Origin of the sequence: Uliginosibacterium sp. 31-12 (genome assembly GCF_030548425.1) — a bacterium.
GTDB classification, from domain to species: domain Bacteria; phylum Pseudomonadota; class Gammaproteobacteria; order Burkholderiales; family Rhodocyclaceae; genus Uliginosibacterium; species Uliginosibacterium aquaticum.
Genome location: NZ_JAUOOA010000004.1, coordinates 334,804 through 349,720, shown reverse-complemented (window position 1 = coordinate 349,720; position 14,917 = coordinate 334,804). Strand labels below are relative to the sequence as shown.

The 14,917-nt window shown below is 65.3% G+C and carries 13 protein-coding genes; 7 read left to right on the top strand and 6 right to left on the bottom strand.

Annotated elements, in window-relative coordinates; all coding sequences use genetic code 11:
• Window positions 1–34: 34 nt before the first annotated feature.
• Genes Q3Y64_RS10645 through Q3Y64_RS10625 form a run of 5 tightly spaced genes read left to right on the top strand, consistent with a single transcriptional unit; the run spans window position 35 to window position 7,139 of the window.
• A complete protein-coding gene (locus tag Q3Y64_RS10645) occupies window positions 35–1,159 on the top strand; it encodes an efflux RND transporter periplasmic adaptor subunit (RefSeq protein ID WP_303561669.1) in 1,125 nt (374 codons plus the stop codon).
• Entirely contained in the window at window positions 1,156–4,224 is a 3,069-nt protein-coding gene (locus tag Q3Y64_RS10640; protein ID WP_303561667.1) for an efflux RND transporter permease subunit, read from the top strand. The genes Q3Y64_RS10645 and Q3Y64_RS10640 overlap by 4 nt, the downstream gene beginning before the upstream one ends.
• A 39-nt stretch (window positions 4,225–4,263) precedes the next feature.
• Window positions 4,264–5,070, top strand: coding sequence for an oxidoreductase (locus tag Q3Y64_RS10635; protein WP_303561665.1), 807 nt, complete (start codon window positions 4,264–4,266; stop codon window positions 5,068–5,070).
• A gap of 45 nt (window positions 5,071–5,115) precedes the next feature.
• Window positions 5,116–6,552, top strand: coding sequence for a DHA2 family efflux MFS transporter permease subunit (locus Q3Y64_RS10630; RefSeq protein WP_303561663.1), 1,437 nt, complete (start codon window positions 5,116–5,118; stop codon window positions 6,550–6,552).
• 38 nt (window positions 6,553–6,590) lie between these two features.
• Entirely contained in the window at window positions 6,591–7,139 is a 549-nt protein-coding gene (locus Q3Y64_RS10625) for a PaaI family thioesterase (protein WP_303561661.1), read from the top strand.
• A gap of 243 nt (window positions 7,140–7,382) precedes the next feature.
• Here the strand turns inward: Q3Y64_RS10625 and creC are convergent, their stop codons facing one another.
• Together creC and creB are read right to left on the bottom strand one after the other, a co-directional pair.
• The gene (creC, locus tag Q3Y64_RS10620; RefSeq protein ID WP_303561659.1) at window positions 7,383–8,813 is read right to left on the bottom strand and encodes a two-component system sensor histidine kinase CreC; all 1,431 of its coding nucleotides are present in this window, start codon (window positions 8,811–8,813) and stop codon (window positions 7,383–7,385) included.
• Window positions 8,810–9,490: a two-component system response regulator CreB gene (creB, locus tag Q3Y64_RS10615; RefSeq protein WP_303561656.1), complete on the bottom strand. Its 681-nt coding sequence runs from the start codon at window positions 9,488–9,490 to the stop codon at window positions 8,810–8,812. The genes creC and creB overlap by 4 nt, the downstream gene beginning before the upstream one ends.
• Before the next feature lie 152 nt (window positions 9,491–9,642).
• On the opposite strand from creB, the gene Q3Y64_RS10610 reads away from it, so the two are divergent.
• Complete coding sequence (locus Q3Y64_RS10610; protein ID WP_303561654.1) at window positions 9,643–10,431, top strand: NPP1 family protein; 789 nt, start codon at window positions 9,643–9,645, stop codon at window positions 10,429–10,431.
• A gap of 27 nt (window positions 10,432–10,458) precedes the next feature.
• On the opposite strand, the gene Q3Y64_RS10605 is transcribed toward Q3Y64_RS10610, so the two are convergent.
• From Q3Y64_RS10605 to gatB, 3 genes are all read right to left on the bottom strand, one after another.
• Window positions 10,459–11,097 (bottom strand): glycine zipper 2TM domain-containing protein, encoded by a 639-nt coding sequence (locus Q3Y64_RS10605; RefSeq protein WP_303561652.1) that lies wholly within the window; start codon window positions 11,095–11,097, stop codon window positions 10,459–10,461.
• 162 nt (window positions 11,098–11,259) lie between these two features.
• Window positions 11,260–11,532 carry a hypothetical protein gene (locus Q3Y64_RS10600; protein WP_303561650.1) on the bottom strand — a complete coding sequence of 91 codons (273 nt, stop codon included), beginning with the start codon at window positions 11,530–11,532 and terminating at the stop codon, window positions 11,260–11,262.
• A 38-nt stretch (window positions 11,533–11,570) separates the two neighbouring features.
• Window positions 11,571–13,022 (bottom strand): Asp-tRNA(Asn)/Glu-tRNA(Gln) amidotransferase subunit GatB, encoded by a 1,452-nt coding sequence (gatB, locus tag Q3Y64_RS10595; RefSeq protein ID WP_303561648.1) that lies wholly within the window; start codon window positions 13,020–13,022, stop codon window positions 11,571–11,573.
• A gap of 112 nt (window positions 13,023–13,134) precedes the next feature.
• Between gatB and sbcB the strand changes: the two genes are divergently transcribed.
• Window positions 13,135–14,565, top strand: a complete 1,431-nt coding sequence (gene sbcB, locus Q3Y64_RS10590; RefSeq protein ID WP_303561647.1) for an exodeoxyribonuclease I — start codon at window positions 13,135–13,137, stop codon at window positions 14,563–14,565.
• A 118-nt stretch (window positions 14,566–14,683) separates the two neighbouring features.
• On the opposite strand, the gene Q3Y64_RS10585 is transcribed toward sbcB, so the two are convergent.
• Window positions 14,684–14,911, bottom strand: a complete 228-nt coding sequence (locus Q3Y64_RS10585) for a hypothetical protein (RefSeq protein WP_303561645.1) — start codon at window positions 14,909–14,911, stop codon at window positions 14,684–14,686.
• Window positions 14,912–14,917: the final 6 nt, after the last annotated feature.

The window sequence follows — 14,917 nt, the reverse complement described above, 5'->3', positions numbered from 1 at the left end:
TGAAGGTCCCGATCACTTCGCCAAAGGGACTTTCATGCTCCGGCTCGCCACTCCTTTATTCATTTGCGCCTTGCCCCTGGCGCTGGTCGCTTGCGGCGAACAGGCTCCGGCCGACCCGCGCACCGGGCAGCCCCTGGTGCGCGCCGCCATCGCCCGCGAGGCGGGTGCGGCTTCACGCTCCTTCACCGGGACCGTAGCGGCCCGGGTGCAGAGCGATCTCGGCTTCCGCGTTCCCGGCAAAGTGCTGGAACGTCTGGTCGATGCCGGGCAAAGCGTCAAGCGCGGCCAGCCGCTGATGCGCATCGATCCGGTCGATCTGAAACTGGCGGTGCAAGCCCAGCAAGAGGCGGTGGCCGCCGCACGGGCCCGCGCCCTGCAAACGGCGGAAGACGAGGCCCGTTACCGCGATCTGCGTGGTACCGGCGCCATCTCGGCGTCTGCATATGACCAGGTCAAGGCTGCGGCCGATGCTGCCAAGGCGCAGCTCAGCGCGGCGGAGGCCCAGGCAGATGTCGCCCGCAATGCCAGTCGCTACACCGAGCTGCTGGCCGATGGCGACGGCGTGGTCATGGAGACGCTGGCCGAGCCGGGCCAGGTCGTCAGCGCGGGGCAGGCCGTGGTGCGCCTGGCCCATGCCGGTCGCCGCGAAGCCGTGATCCAGTTGCCGGAAACGCTGCGCCCGACCATCGGATCGGTAGCGCAAGCCACCTTGTTCGGCAAGGAAGGCACGGCCGTCCCGGCCAGGCTGCGCCAGCTCTCCAGTTCGGCGGATCGCCTCACCCGCACCTTCGAGGCGCGCTATGTGCTGGAGGGCGAGTTGTCGAACGCGCCGCTGGGTAGCACGGTAGCGATCCAGATTCCGGAAGAGTCGTCTTCAAAACAGGGCAGTCGGCAGGCAGCCGGTCTGCATGTGCCCATCGCAGCCCTGTTCGACCCGGGCAAAGGCCCCGGGGTGTGGGTGATCCAGGGCGAGCCGGCGAAGGTGTCCTGGCGGCCGGTCGCGGTTCAGCGCATCGACGACGCCGGCGCCTATGTTTCGGGCCCGCTCAAGCAAGGCGAGCGCATCGTTGCGCTCGGCACGCATCTGCTGCGTGAAGGTGAAGAGGTCCGTATAGCGGGTCTTGCCTCCGGCAAGGCGACGGAAGGAGCGCGTCCGTGAGCGAAGGTCGTTTCAATCTCTCGGCGCTCGCGGTCCGCGAACGCGCCATCACCCTGTTCCTGATCTTCCTGATCTCGGCCGCGGGCATTCTCGCCTTCTTCAAACTGGGGCGTGCGGAAGATCCGCCCTTCACGATCAAGCAGATGACTATCGTCACGGCCTGGCCGGGGGCGACCGCACAGGAGATGCAGGACCAGATCGCCGAGCCGCTGGAAAAGCGTATGCAGGAACTGCGCTGGTACGACCGCACGGAAACCTTCACCCGCCCGGGCCTGGCCTTCACCATGGTGTCTCTGCTCGACAGCGCGCCGCCTGCAGAGGTCCAACAGGAGTTCTACCAGGCGCGCAAGAAGATCAGCGACGAGGCCAAGAAACTGCCTGCCGGCGTCATCGGCCCGATGGTCAACGACGAATACGCCGACGTGACCTTCGCGCTGTTCGCGCTCAAGGCCAAGGGCGAGCCGCAGCGCCTGCTGGTGCGCGATGCGGAAACGCTGCGTCAGCAACTACTGCACGTCGCCGGCGTCAAGAAGGTCAACATCATCGGCGAGCAGCCCGAACGCATCTTCGTGTCCTTCTCGCACGACCGTCTGGCGACGCTGGGCGTCGCGCCGCAGGACATCTTCGCCGCGCTCAATAGCCAGAACCTGCTGACCCCCGCCGGCTCCATCGAGACCAAGGGGCCGCAGGTCTTCGTGCGCGTCGACGGTGCTTTCGACACGCTGGAGAAGATCCGCCAGACGCCCATCGTCGCGCAGGGGCGCACGCTGAAACTGTCGGATGTGGCCAGCGTCGAACGTGGTTACGAAGACCCCGCCACTTTCATGGTGCGCAACGGCGGCGAGCCTGCGCTCTTGCTGGGCGTGGTGATGCGCGACGACTGGAACGGGCTGGACCTGGGCAAGGCGCTCGAAGCGGAAGTCACCAAGATCAATGCGGAACTCCCGCTGGGCATGACGCTGACCAAGGTGACCGATCAGGCGGTCAACATCAGCTCGGCGGTGGACGAGTTCATGGTCAAGTTCTTCGTTGCCCTGCTGGTGGTGATGGTGGTGTGTTTCGTCAGCATGGGCTGGCATGTCGGCATCGTGGTGGTGGCGGCCGTGCCGCTGACGCTGGCGGCGGTGTTCGTGATCATGGCGGCCACCGGCAAGAACTTCGACCGCATCACGCTCGGCTCGCTGATCCTGGCGCTGGGCCTGCTGGTGGATGACGCCATCATCGCCATCGAGATGATGGTGGTGAAAATGGAGGAAGGCTACAACCGCATCGCGGCCTCGGCCTATGCCTGGAGCCACACGGCGGCGCCGATGCTGTCCGGTACGTTGGTCACGGCCGTCGGCTTCATGCCCAACGGCTTCGCACGCTCCACCGCCGGTGAGTACACCAGCAACATGTTCTGGATCGTCGGCATCGCGCTGATCGCCTCCTGGGTGGTGGCGGTGGTGTTCACGCCCTACCTCGGCGTGAAGATGCTGCCCGACATCAAGAAGGTCGAGGGCGGCCATGCGGCCATTTACGATACGCCGCGCTACAACCGCTTCCGCCAATTTCTGGGGCGCGTCATCGCCCGCAAGTGGATCGTCGCCGCCACAGTGATCGGCCTGTTCGTGACGGCGGTGCTGGGCATGGCCGTGGTCAAGAAGCAGTTCTTCCCCACCTCCGACCGGCCGGAAGTGCTGGTCGAGATACAGATGCCTTACGGCAGCTCGATCGAGCAGACCAGCACCGCGACGGCGAAGGTCGAGGCCTGGCTCGCCAAGCAGGCGGAAGCCAAGATCGTCACCGCCTACATCGGCCAGGGCGCGCCGCGCTTCTTCCTGGCCATGTCGCCTGAACTGCCCGATCCGTCCTTCGCAAAGATCGTGGTGCTCACCGGCAACGACAAGGAACGCGAGGCGCTCAAGTTCCGGCTGCGCGAGGTGATCGCCGAAGGCCTAGCGCCCGAGGCGCGGGTGCGCGTGACCCAGATCGTGTTCGGGCCGCCTTCGCCCTTCCCGGTGGCCTACCGCGTTACCGGGCCGGACCCGGACAAGCTGCGCGAGATCGCCGCCGAAGTCGAGGCCGTCATGCACGCCAGCCCGATGATGCGCACCGTCAACACGGACTGGGGTCCGCGCGTCCCGACCCTGCATTTCACCCTCGACCAGGACCGGCTCCAAGCCGTGGGGCTGAGCTCCAACTCGGTGGCTTTGCAGCTGCAGTTCCTGCTGAGCGGCGTGCCGCTGACCGAGGTGCGCGAGGATATCCGCTCGGTGCAGGTGGTCGGTCGCTCGGCCGGTGACACCCGTCTCGATCCCGCCAAGATCGCAAGCTTCACGCTGGTCGGCTCAGCCGGGCAGCGCATCCCGCTGTCGCAAGTGGGCAAGGTCGAGGTGCGCATGGAAGACCCGATCCTGCGGCGGCGCGACCGCACGCCGACGATCACCGTGCGCGGCGATATCGCCGAAGGCTTGCAACCGCCCGATGTGTCGACGGCCATGACCCAGCAGCTTCAACCCATCATGGACAAGCTAGCAAGTGGCTACCGCATCGTGGAGGCAGGCTCCATCGAGGAATCCGGCAAGGCGACGGTCGCCATGCTGCCAATCTTCCCGATCATGCTGGCCATCACGCTGCTGATCATCATCCTGCAAGTCCGCTCGATCTCCGGCATGGTCATGGTCTTCCTGACCAGTCCGCTGGGACTGATTGGCGTGGTGCCGACGCTGCTGCTGTTTCAACAACCTTTCGGCATCAACGCGCTGGTCGGCCTGATCGCGCTGTCAGGCATCCTGATGCGCAACACGCTGATCCTGATCGGCCAGATCCGGGAAAACGAAGAGGCCGGGCTCGATCCCTTCCGCGCACTGGTCGAGGCGGCCGTGCAGCGCGCACGGCCGGTGATCCTCACCGCGCTGGCGGCGATCCTGGCCTTCATCCCGCTGACCCATTCGGTGTTCTGGGGAACGCTGGCCTACACGCTGATCGGCGGCACGCTCGCCGGCACGGTGCTGACGCTGGTGTTCCTGCCGGCCATGTATTCCATCTGGTTCAAGATCAGGCCCGCCCCTTCGCAGGGCTGATTCCTTTACCCCAACTTACCCGCATAAAAAGGATCTGCCATGTCTAATTCAAAAGTTGTCGTTGTGACCGGCGTGTCGTCGGGCATCGGGCGCGCCGCCGCCAGCAAGTTTGCCCAGCAGGGTTGCCGGGTCTTCGGCACCGTACGCAATAAAGCCAGCGCGCAAGCCATTCCGGGTGTCGTACTGGTCGAGATGGATATCCGCGACGAAGCATCCATCGAGCGCGGCATCCAGACCGTCATCGGCCATGCCAAGCGCATCGACGTGCTGGTCAACAGCGCGGGCGTGACGCTGCTGGGCGCGACCGAGGAAACCTCGATCGACGAAGCACGGACCTTGTTCGACACCAATCTGTTCGGCCTGCTGCGCACCATCAAGGCCGTGCTGCCCTACATGCGCGGACAGGGCTCGGGGCGCATCGTCAACGTCAGCTCGGTGCTGGGCTTCCTGCCTGCACCCTACATGGCGCTGTATTCCGCCTCTAAGCATGCGGTGGAAGGCCTGTCCGAAACGCTGGATCACGAGGTACGCCAATTCGGCATCCGCGTGGCGCTGGTCGAGCCTGCCTTCACCAAGACCAATCTGGATCTCAACGCGCCGCAGACCGTCGCGAGAATCCCGGCCTACGGCAAGGAGCTGGGCGTCGTGTCTCAGGCCATCCAGAACAACGTGCAGAAAGCGCCGCTGCCCGATGGCGTCGCCAAGACGATTGTCGATGCCGCACTGGGCCCCTGGAAAATGCGCCACACGCCCAAGGGTGAAGCCTCGCTGCTGGCCAAACTGCGCCGCTTCATGCCCGCCGGGCCGGTCGAGAAAGGCTTGCGGAAAACCTTTGGGCTTGCCTGAGTCCTCGCCGCAGGCATCCCGTCGTCGCCAACATTCGAACGCCCCATGAGCACCCCCGACAAGCAGATCGTTCTCTCCTCGCCGGCCTCCGTGAAGCAGGCCTCACCGGACACCGCCTCGCCCTGGCCGGTGTTCTGGGTGGCCAGCATCGCGGTGTTCCTGGTGTCGATGGACGGCACCATGTTGTTCGCCGCCTTCAGCGCCCTGCGGGCCGGTTTTCCCCAGGCCACGGCGGCCGATCTCTCGTGGGTGCTGAACGCCTACACGGTGGTGTATGCCGCGATGCTGATCCCCTCCGGCGGTCTGGCCGACAGGCATGGGCGCAAGAAAGTTTTTCTGCTGGGCGTAGCGCTGTTCCTGGCGGCGTCGGCGGCCTGCGGTCTGGCACCGAACGTGGCCTGGCTGGTCGCAGCCAGAGCGCTGCAAGCCCTGGGCGCCGCATTGCTGACGCCAGCTTCGCTCTCGCTGGTGCTGGCGGCCTTCCCGGCCAACAAGCGTGCGGTGGCGGTCAGCTTGTGGAGCGCGGTCGGGGGCCTGGCCGCCGCCGTAGGCCCCAGCCTGGGCGCCTTCGTCGTCGCCTCGCTCGGCTGGCCGTGGGCCTTCTACCTGAACCTGCCGCTGGGCATGTTCGCCATCTGGCGCGGCGTCACGCTGCTGAGCGAAGCAAAACAGCCCAACAAGGGACGGCCACTCGATCTGGTGGGCATGGGCTTGCTGACTCTCGGCATCGGTGCCCTGGCGCTGTCCATCGTGCAGGCCGAGTCGCCCGACTGGTCGCGCCCCGAGTTGCTGGAAGTGGCCGGGCTCGGGCTCGCGAGCATCGCTGGATTTATCGTCTGGGCGCGGCTTGCCCGCGCGCCGCTGGTGGATCTGAGCCTGTTCCGTAACGCCACCTACCGCTATGTGAACCTTGCGAGCCTGAGCTTCGGTATCGCCTTCTCGATGATGTTCTTCGCCTTCTTCTTCTACATGAATGCGATCTGGCACTACTCGCTGCCGCTGGCGGGCATCGCAATGGCGCCCGGGCCGCTGTGCGTCGTGCCGGTGGCGGCACTGTCGGGGCGATTGGCGGCTCGCTACGGCCACCGACCCTTGTTGGTCGTCGGCAGCCTGATCTACGCGGCGAGCGGACTATGGTTCTTGCTGGTGCCGGGCACCGAGCCCGCCTACCTGACGCAATGGCTGCCGGGTGCGCTGCTCAGCGGCACGGGCGTGGGCATGGTGCTGCCCTCATTGTCGGGCGCGGCCGTCAGCCACCTGCCCGCGCAGCACTACGCCGTCGGCAGTGCCGTCAATCAGGCGATACGCCAGATCGGCTCGGTCATGGGCGTCGCGCTCACCGTCTTGCTGCTGGGCGGTGCAGTTCTCCGCCGCGCCGATTTCGATGCAGTCTATCTATGCCATATGGGTCTGTCGCTGCTAACCGCCGCATTGTGTCTCCCGGTCAGAACCGGTCCAGCAAACCTTGCCAGGAAATCGTAAGTTGGCCCAGCATCAAGCGGCATTCACCAAGCGGAAAGATGATGGAAATTGAAAAGAGCCCGGCTGGCTGGGCGAGCCAGCAATCGGATGCCATTCAACGCGCGCACGACGGCGGTGGATCGCCTGGTCTGGCCCGCATGGAGCAGCTCGCCGGCAAGAGCGGGCGGGCTATTCTCGAAGCCATGCTGGCCGGCGAGCTGCCCTATCCACCCATGAACGACACCCTGAACATGACGCTGCTGGAAGTGGGCGACGGCCAGGCCGTATTCCAGGGCATCCCGCTTTTGCAGCACTACAATCCGCTGGGCACAGTGCATGGCGGCTGGTTTGCCACGTTGCTGGATTCCGCGCTGGGCTGTGCCGTTCAAACGACGCTGCCGGCCGGGCGCACCTACACGACCGCGGGGCTCAGCATCAACATCGTGCGATCCGCATCGCACACAACCGGCCCACTGCGCGCCGTCGCCAGAGTCGTTCACCGGGGCGGTCAAATGGCGACAGCAGAGGCGCGCGTCGAAGACGAGAAAGGCCGCTTGTACGCCCACGCGACCACGACCTGTTTTGTTTTCAAGGCTCAAGCTGCTTGACGGCAAGCTTGCACGAAGCTGTTCAGCTCAAGGGCGGGTGCATTAGCAAACCGCTAAATACCAGATGCCGTCGCTCATAAGAGGCGCTTCGACGAGCGGCTATGGCCGACTTGTAGGCAGGGGCTGTCTGGCTGGTTTCCGAGGCGAAGCAGCCACCTGAATGGCGGGCTTGAAGAAGATGCGACCGGCCGCAGCGGGCCGATTGTACGCATTCAGCCTTCCGCAAAGCCGCACCCATCGGACTCACCCAAGCGCCACCCGCAGACACGCCTCGACTCCGCCCTCGGAGTGATTCGCCAGGCTGACGCTACCGCCGTGCAGTCGGGCGACCTCCTGCGCGATGGCCAGCCCAAGGCCGGAACCCTTGCTGCCGTCGGGGCGCGGCAGGCCGTAGAAGCGCTCGAAGAGGTGCGGCAGGGCGTAATCCGGAATGCCCGCGCCCTGATCGCGGATGCGGAAGCAACACTCACTAGCCTCTATGCTCGCGGACAGGCGGATCAGGCTGCCGGCGGGGGCATGGTCGAGTGCATTGTCGAGCAGATTGCCGAGCGCCAGCAGCAGACGCTCGCGTTCGCCGCGCAGGGCGATGGAGGTCTCCGGCACAAGCGTTTCGAAGCTGATGCCATGAGCATCAGCACGCGGCTGGCGCACGCGGCACAGATCGTCCAGCAACTCCGTTGCCTCCAGCGTTTCCAGCTCACCCAGGCCGCGCCCGGCTTCGAGGCGGGAAAGGGAAAGCATGCGCTCGACGCATTCCTGCATGCGTGCGCTTTGGCTTAGCACATGGCCGGCGAAGCGCTGGCGCTGCTCGGCCGGCAACTCGGCTTCGGCGAGGATTTCACCGGCGCCGCGCAAGGCGGCGAGCGGGCTCTTGAGTTCGTGGGTCAGCGCCTGCACGGTCTGCTCGACGTATTGCTTGCCTTCAAGCTTCTGGCGCATCGCTTCCATGGCGCGGGCGAGATCGGAAAGCTCCTGCCCGCCGCCTAGCGGAGGATTGGCCGCTTCGCCGGCGGCCACGGCCTGAGCATAGCGACGCAGGCGGCGGATCGAGCCGGTGAGCCACAGAGTGACCAGCAGACCGATCAGCGCCGCGCCGCCCATCAGCCAGAAGCCGTGCTTGAGAATGGTTTGCTCGCTGCGGGTAATGATGGGCTGCACGGTACGCACCGGCTTGGCCAGGGTGAGCACGCCAATGATGCGCTCGCCATCACGCACCGGCGCGGCGACATAGAAGACCGAGGAGCCATCGTCGTCCGGATCATCACGCGTGGAGCGGGCGCCGTATTCGCCACGCAGAGTGCGATAGACATCGTTCCAGCGCGAATGGTCGGCGCCGACGCTGCGGTTGTCGGAGTCGAAACGCACGATGCCCTCGGCATCGGTGACGGTGACGCGAAAATCCAGCGTGCTCTTGCGGAAGTGCCAGATCGGCGCATCCACGCCGCGCCTGCGGTAGTCAGCAATCCGCGCGGCGAACTCACCCTTGCCGATGCGGCCGGCACGCAACTCCTCGGCCGCCATCACAGCGAGGATGTTGGCGCTATCGACCATGGTCTCTTCGATGGCCTCACGCACGCTAGGCTGCACCTCGCCCACGAAGATGCGCAGCACAAAAAAGGCGGCAAGGCCGACGACCAGGAAGTAACCAAGCAGGATGCGCAGCGGCAGGTTCATGCCAGCGCCAGCGAGTAGCCCATGCCGCGATGGGTGAGGATCGGGTCCAACTCGGGCGCCACCGCGCGCAGCTTGGCGCGCAAGGTCTTGATATGGGTGTCGACGGTGCGATCCGTGCTCTCGCTGCCCGCGCCCCACACCGCGTCCAGCAACTGATCACGCGAGAACACGCGACCGGGCTGCTTGAGCAAATGGCGCAGCAGCAGGTATTCGTAGCGGGTCAGCGGCAGCGGGTGGCCGGCATGCAGGATACGCGCACCGGCTTCGTCCAGCTGCAGACCCGGCACGGCTTGAGCAGGCGCAGCCAGCGCGCCGCTACGCCGCAGCATCACGCGCAGCCGGGCCACCACCTCGCGCGGGCTGAAGGGCTTGGCGACGTAATCATCCGCGCCGATCTCGAAGCCCAGCACCCGGTCGATCTCCTCGGAGCGCGCGGTGAGGAACATCACCGGAAGGGCCGCGTCCTGTGCACGGATGCGCCGGCACAATTCGAAGCCGGAGAGATCCGGCAGGCCCACATCCAGCACCGCCACCGCGATCCCGCCCTGCGCCAGCCGCGCCAGCGCCTCACCGCCGGTGGCGACATGGCAGGGCTCGAAGCCTTCGCTCCGGAGCGCCCAGGCCAAGGTGTCGGCAATCGCCGGTTCGTCTTCAACAAGCAGGATCACGGGAGTCATGCCGGCATTCTCCGGCACCGGCCGGTACAGCAGCAAGGCACAAACTGCGGAGCAGATGTCATGTGCGCTTCATGGCGACGTAATCAGGGCTGGTGAAACTTGCTGGCGTACCGGCGCTCGCGCCGGGAAAACCACACCAAGGAGACCCAAACATGCCCCGCCACCCACTGCTCAGCGCCTTGCTACTGACCCTGGCCTTCACCGGCAACGCCCATGCCGACCTCTTCGGCAAGCTCGACCAGGCCTTGCCCGCCAAAATCAGCATCACGGCCAATCACCCGGTGTTTGATTTCGATAGCGATGGCTGCCTGCCCAGCGCCGGTATCAGCCGCGAGGGCAAGCAGAACGGCGGCCTGAATCCGTCCGGCAGCCTCGGTGGCGGTTGCCGCGCCACCAGCTTTCTCGACAGCTCGAACACCCTGCACCGCTACGCCTGCATCGCCAGCGGCAGCGACACCTATTGCGGCCACTTCTACGCGCTCTACTTCCTGAAGGATCAGATCAGCACGCTGGGCGGCGGCCATCGCCACGACTGGGAGCATGCCGCCGTATGGACCAAGAATGGCGTCGTCACCCATGCCGGTTACAGCGCCCACGGCAAGCTCTACAACGCCGAGATGGGTACGCTGGCCCAGCAGAGCGGGCATGTGAAGATCGTGTATCACAAGGATGGCGTCTCGACCCATGCCCTGCGCTTCGCTTCCAGCGGCGAAGCGGCCGAGAACAGCTATGGCAGCTTCGTCGCGCCACAGATCATCAGCTGGTATGCGCTCAAGGGCGATGGCGTGAGCAATGCCACGATGCGCGCCAATCTGAACAGCTTCGACTACGGCTCGGCCAGCATCCCGCTCAAGGACAGCAACTTCCTGAGCAATCTGAACACCTACAAGCCGGCGAGCTACCCGAGCTTCACCCAGGCCAGCATCGACGCTTCCCAGTAAGCCCCTGAGGCAGCGGCCTCGCCCGCCTCAGCGGTGGTGCGGGCCGTAGGGGCCGCGCGGGCCAGGCCACAGATCCCAGTGCAGTACCACCGGCGGCGTCACATACACCGGCGCCGCCCGGCGCGTGACCACCGCCGGCTCTTCGATCACGGTTTCAGTCGTGTCATAGGCCTGATCGTCGTCCTGCACCACCGAAGCGGCCGGGCCGATCTGCAGCGGGATGCGCTCGCCGGGCTCGTTGGCCAGACGCGTCGTATAACGACGGCCGGCGTATTCATAGACTACGTCATAACCGATAATCTGCTGGCTGCGCACCTGCCGCGTGCTGCAGCGGCGCACCGTACGCGTGGTCGTGCCCTTGTCGGCATTCGCCACCTGATCACCGACCACCGCACCGGCAATCACACCGGCCGCTGTGGCCGCAGCATTGCCGGCGCCACGGCCGACGGTGCTACCGAGAATGCCCCCGGCCACTGCGCCAATCACCGAGCCTGCGGCATTGTGAGGCTGCTCGACTTCGACCTGCTCATCACGGCAAGTGCGCTGCGGCGTAAGCACTTCGCGGGTAACTGCTGTACTGGAAATTACCTGGCCGTATTCAGCGGCAGAAGCCAGGCTGCTCAGGCAGGACAGGAGGGTCAGGGTAATGATCTGCTTCTTCATCATGATGGAACTCCTTCTGGCGGATTCGCCATGAGTCCATCTTGCTGCAGGCAGATGTAAAGCGCGTTTGCGCGAGATGTGCAGAGAGTTAAAGAAGTGTGTCCAGTTGTAAGCAAACCCGGCCCGGCTTCTTCAACGCCCTGATCGGCACTGCAGGGGGAGCGACTAAGGCGCGTTGGCCTGCATGGTCTCCAGCGCTTCCTGACATTGCTTGCGCGTGGCATAAACCATGTATTCGCTCTGCGGGCTGACCCGGCAGGCCCGTCCAGGGAAGTCCAGCCCGAAGGCCTTGCTGACATCGGCCGGACTGCAGTGCTTGAAGCGGGCGATCAAGGCCGGCTTGATCGCCACGCACCGCGTGGTTTCGGGCTTGAGCCAGTCAAAGCCGTATTGCCCAGGGGATGGCAAAGCCTCGGCAGCGGCCACCTGAGCGCCCATCAAAAGGAGCCAGGCGACTCCCGACTTCAGCACCGCGCTCAGCCCAGCTTCTTCTTCAGCAATTCATTCACCTGCGCCGGCGAAGCCTTGCCCTTGCTGGCCTTCATGACCTGACCCACCAGCGCGTTGAAGGCCTTTTCCTTGCCGGCCTTGTATTCGGCGACGTTCTGCGCGTTGTTGGCCAGCACCTCGTCGATGATCGGCTCGATGGCCGAAGCGTCAGTCACCTGCTTGAGGCCCTGCTTCTCGATCACTTCGTCGGCCGTGGCGCCCTCGCCATTCCACAAAGCTTCGAAGACCTTTTTGGCGATGTTGTTGGAGATGGTGTTGTCAGCAATCCGGGCGATCAGGCCAGCGAGCTGGGCGGCCGCAACCGGACTGTCGGCCACGCTCTTCTCTTCCTTGTTGAGGCGCGCGGCGAGTTCGCCCATCACCCAGTTGGCGGCAATCTTGGCCTGCGCGGCGCCGGCCAGCTTGACGACTTCGACGTAGTACAGCGCGGTGTCGCGACTTGAGGTCAGGCCAGCGGCATCGTAGGCAGACAGGCCGTATTCGCTCTGGAAGCGGGCGGCGAGTTGCACCGGCAGTTCCGGCATGCTGGCCGCCACTTCAGCTTTCCACTCGTCACTGATCACCAGCGGCAGCAGATCGGGGTCCGGGAAGTAGCGGTAGTCGTGCGCGTCTTCCTTGGTGCGCATCACGCGGGTCTCGCCCGAGTCCGGGTCGAAAAGTACCGTGGCTTGCTGGATCTTGCCGCCGTCTTCGATCGTCTCGATCTGCCAGTTGATTTCGTAATCGATGGCCTGTTGCAGGAAGCGGAAACTGTTGAGGTTCTTAATCTCGCGACGCGTGCCGAGCGGCTCGCCGGGGCGGCGCACGGAGACGTTGGCGTCGCAACGGAAAGAACCTTCCTGCATGTTGCCGTCGCAAATGTCGATCCACTGCACCAGCGCGTGCAGCGCCTTGGCGTAGGCCACGGCTTCGGCCGAGGAACTCATATCCGGCTCGGTCACGATCTCCAGCAGCGGCGTGCCGGCACGGTTCAGATCGATGCCGCTCTGGCCATGGAAGTCTTCGTGCAGGCTCTTGCCGGCGTCTTCTTCGAGGTGGGCGCGGGTCAGATGCACGACCTTGGTGTAGGCCTTGTCGCCTTCGCCGACCTGAATGGTGATTTCACCGCCCACGACGACCGGCAGGTCCATCTGGCTGATCTGGTAGCCCTTGGGCAGGTCGGGATAGAAGTAATTCTTGCGCGCAAACACCGAGCGCGGCGCGACTTCAGCGCCGATGGCGAGGCCGAAACGGATCGCGCGTTCCACGGCGCCGCGGTTGAGCACCGGCAGCACGCCGGGCAGGGCGATATCCACGGCGCAAGCCTGCACATTGGGCTCGGCACCGAAGGCGGTACTGGCTCCAGAGAAGATCTTGGAGGTGGTGTTGAGCTGGGCGTGGGTTTCCAGGCCGATGACAACTTCCCAATCGCGACGCATGGCAGGCTTTCAGACAGGTATTTGCTAACCCGTAATGGTAACGCAGAGCTGCCCGCACCGGCCCGACGCGTAGAATCCGCCCTGCCCTCCTTTTTTGCCCGCCCCGCCCGCGATGAGCCTTTCCTTCTACTGGCACGACTACGAAACCTTCGGCATCTCGACCCGCCGCGACCGCCCGGCCCAGTTCGCCGGCATCCGCACCGATGCCGAGCTGAACGAGATCGGCGCGCCGCTGATGATCTACTGCCACCCGGCACCGGATTACCTGCCGGACCCGGAATCCTGCCTGCTCACCGGCATCCTGCCGCAGACCTGCCTCGCCCAGGGCGTGCCTGAAGCTGAGTTCGCTGCCATCATCGAACGCGAGTTGGGCGAGCCGGGCACCATCGGCCTGGGCTACAACACCATCCGTTTCGACGACGAAGTCACCCGCCACCTGTTCTGGCGCAACCTGATCGATCCCTATGCGCGCGAGTGGCAGAACGATTGCGGCCGCTGGGATCTGCTCGACGTGGTGCGCACCGTCTATGCCCTGCGCCCCGAGGGCATCGAGTGGCCGAAGCACGAAGACGGCCGCCCTTCCTTCAAGCTGGAGCACCTCTCCAAGGCCAACGGCCTGCTGCACGAAGCCGCCCACGACGCCTTGTCGGACGTGCGCGCCACCATCGCCCTGGCGCGCCTGATCCGCGAGAAACAGCCGCGCCTGTGGGACTTCTGCTTCAAGCTGCGCAAGAAAGACGCGGTCGCCGCCGAGATCGACCTGCTTAATCCGAAGCCCTTCCTGCACATCTCCGGCATGTTCGGCCCGGAGCGCGGCTGCCTGGCGATCTGCTGGCCGCTGGCGCAGCACCCCACCAACAAGAACGAGATCATCGTGTGGGATCTGGCCGCCGATCCATCGGAGCTCGCCGGGCTGGACGCCGACACGATCCGCCTGCGCATGTTCACCAAAACGGATGAGCTGCCCGAGGGCGTCAGCCGCCTGCCGATCAAGACCATCCACATCAACAAGTCGCCCATCGCGATCAGCAACCTCAAGGTGCTGGATGCTGGCACCGCCGCCAAATGGGGCGTGGATTTTGCGCTCGTCGAGCAGCACGCCGCTGCCGCCCGTGCCCTGCCGCCGCTCGCCGCCAAGTGGGCGGCCGTGTTCCAGCGCCCAGCCGGTGCAGACCGGGCCGATGTGGATGAAGACCTTTACGGCGGCTTCGTCGGCAATGGCGACCGACGCAAGCTCAATGAACTGCGGGCACTGGACCCGGCCGAACTCGCCCAGACCCCCATCAGTTTTCAGGACGAACGCCTCGAGGAAATCCTCTTCCGCTACCGCGCCCGCAACTTCCCGCACACCCTCTTGGAAGACGAGCAGCAGCGCTGGGAAGCCCATCGCGTGGCCTGCCTGCATGAAGGCGCTGGCCCGCGTGATCTGATGAGCTTCTTCGAAAAGATCGATGCGCTGAGTGAAACGGTGGATGAGCGCGGCGAGGAGATCCTCGGCGCACTGTACGACTACGCCGAAAGCATCGCGCCGCCAGCACCTTGATTACACCAGGGGGAGCGACGCCCACGCCGTAAACGAAAACGCCACCCGGGTAAGCGGGTGGCGCGGGCAGCGGGGCCGATGGAGGAGGGGCGGCGCCCGCTGTGAGCCCGGACTCGCCTTACTTGGCGGCCGGTGCCGAGGCGGCCGGGGTTGCAGCCCCGTGCGCCTTTTCAGTCTTGTGTTCGGCCTTCTTCTCGGTCTTGTGGACCGGTTTGGCTTCCTTCGTTGCCGGAGCGGTCTTGGCAGGCGCTGCCGCCGGAGCGGAAGCGGCGGCCGGTACATCAGCGGCGAACACGCTGCCGGCAGCGAAGGTGGCGATCAGGGCGGTCAGGATGGTCTTGTTCATGGTCAG

Coding starts and splice junctions, on each gene's coding strand:
- Q3Y64_RS10645 (WP_303561669.1), top strand. CDS start 35: ATGCTCCGGCTCGCCACTCCTTTATTCATTTGCGCCTTGCCCCTGGCG.
- Q3Y64_RS10635 (WP_303561665.1), top strand. CDS start 4,264: ATGTCTAATTCAAAAGTTGTCGTTGTGACCGGCGTGTCGTCGGGCATC.
- Q3Y64_RS10630 (WP_303561663.1), top strand. CDS start 5,116: ATGAGCACCCCCGACAAGCAGATCGTTCTCTCCTCGCCGGCCTCCGTG.
- Q3Y64_RS10625 (WP_303561661.1), top strand. CDS start 6,591: ATGATGGAAATTGAAAAGAGCCCGGCTGGCTGGGCGAGCCAGCAATCG.
- creC (WP_303561659.1), bottom strand. CDS start 8,813: ATGAACCTGCCGCTGCGCATCCTGCTTGGTTACTTCCTGGTCGTCGGC.
- creB (WP_303561656.1), bottom strand. CDS start 9,490: ATGACTCCCGTGATCCTGCTTGTTGAAGACGAACCGGCGATTGCCGAC.
- Q3Y64_RS10610 (WP_303561654.1), top strand. CDS start 9,643: ATGCCCCGCCACCCACTGCTCAGCGCCTTGCTACTGACCCTGGCCTTC.
- Q3Y64_RS10605 (WP_303561652.1), bottom strand. CDS start 11,097: ATGATGAAGAAGCAGATCATTACCCTGACCCTCCTGTCCTGCCTGAGC.
- Q3Y64_RS10600 (WP_303561650.1), bottom strand. CDS start 11,532: ATGGGCGCTCAGGTGGCCGCTGCCGAGGCTTTGCCATCCCCTGGGCAA.
- gatB (WP_303561648.1), bottom strand. CDS start 13,022: ATGCGTCGCGATTGGGAAGTTGTCATCGGCCTGGAAACCCACGCCCAG.
- sbcB (WP_303561647.1), top strand. CDS start 13,135: ATGAGCCTTTCCTTCTACTGGCACGACTACGAAACCTTCGGCATCTCG.
- Q3Y64_RS10585 (WP_303561645.1), bottom strand. CDS start 14,911: ATGAACAAGACCATCCTGACCGCCCTGATCGCCACCTTCGCTGCCGGC.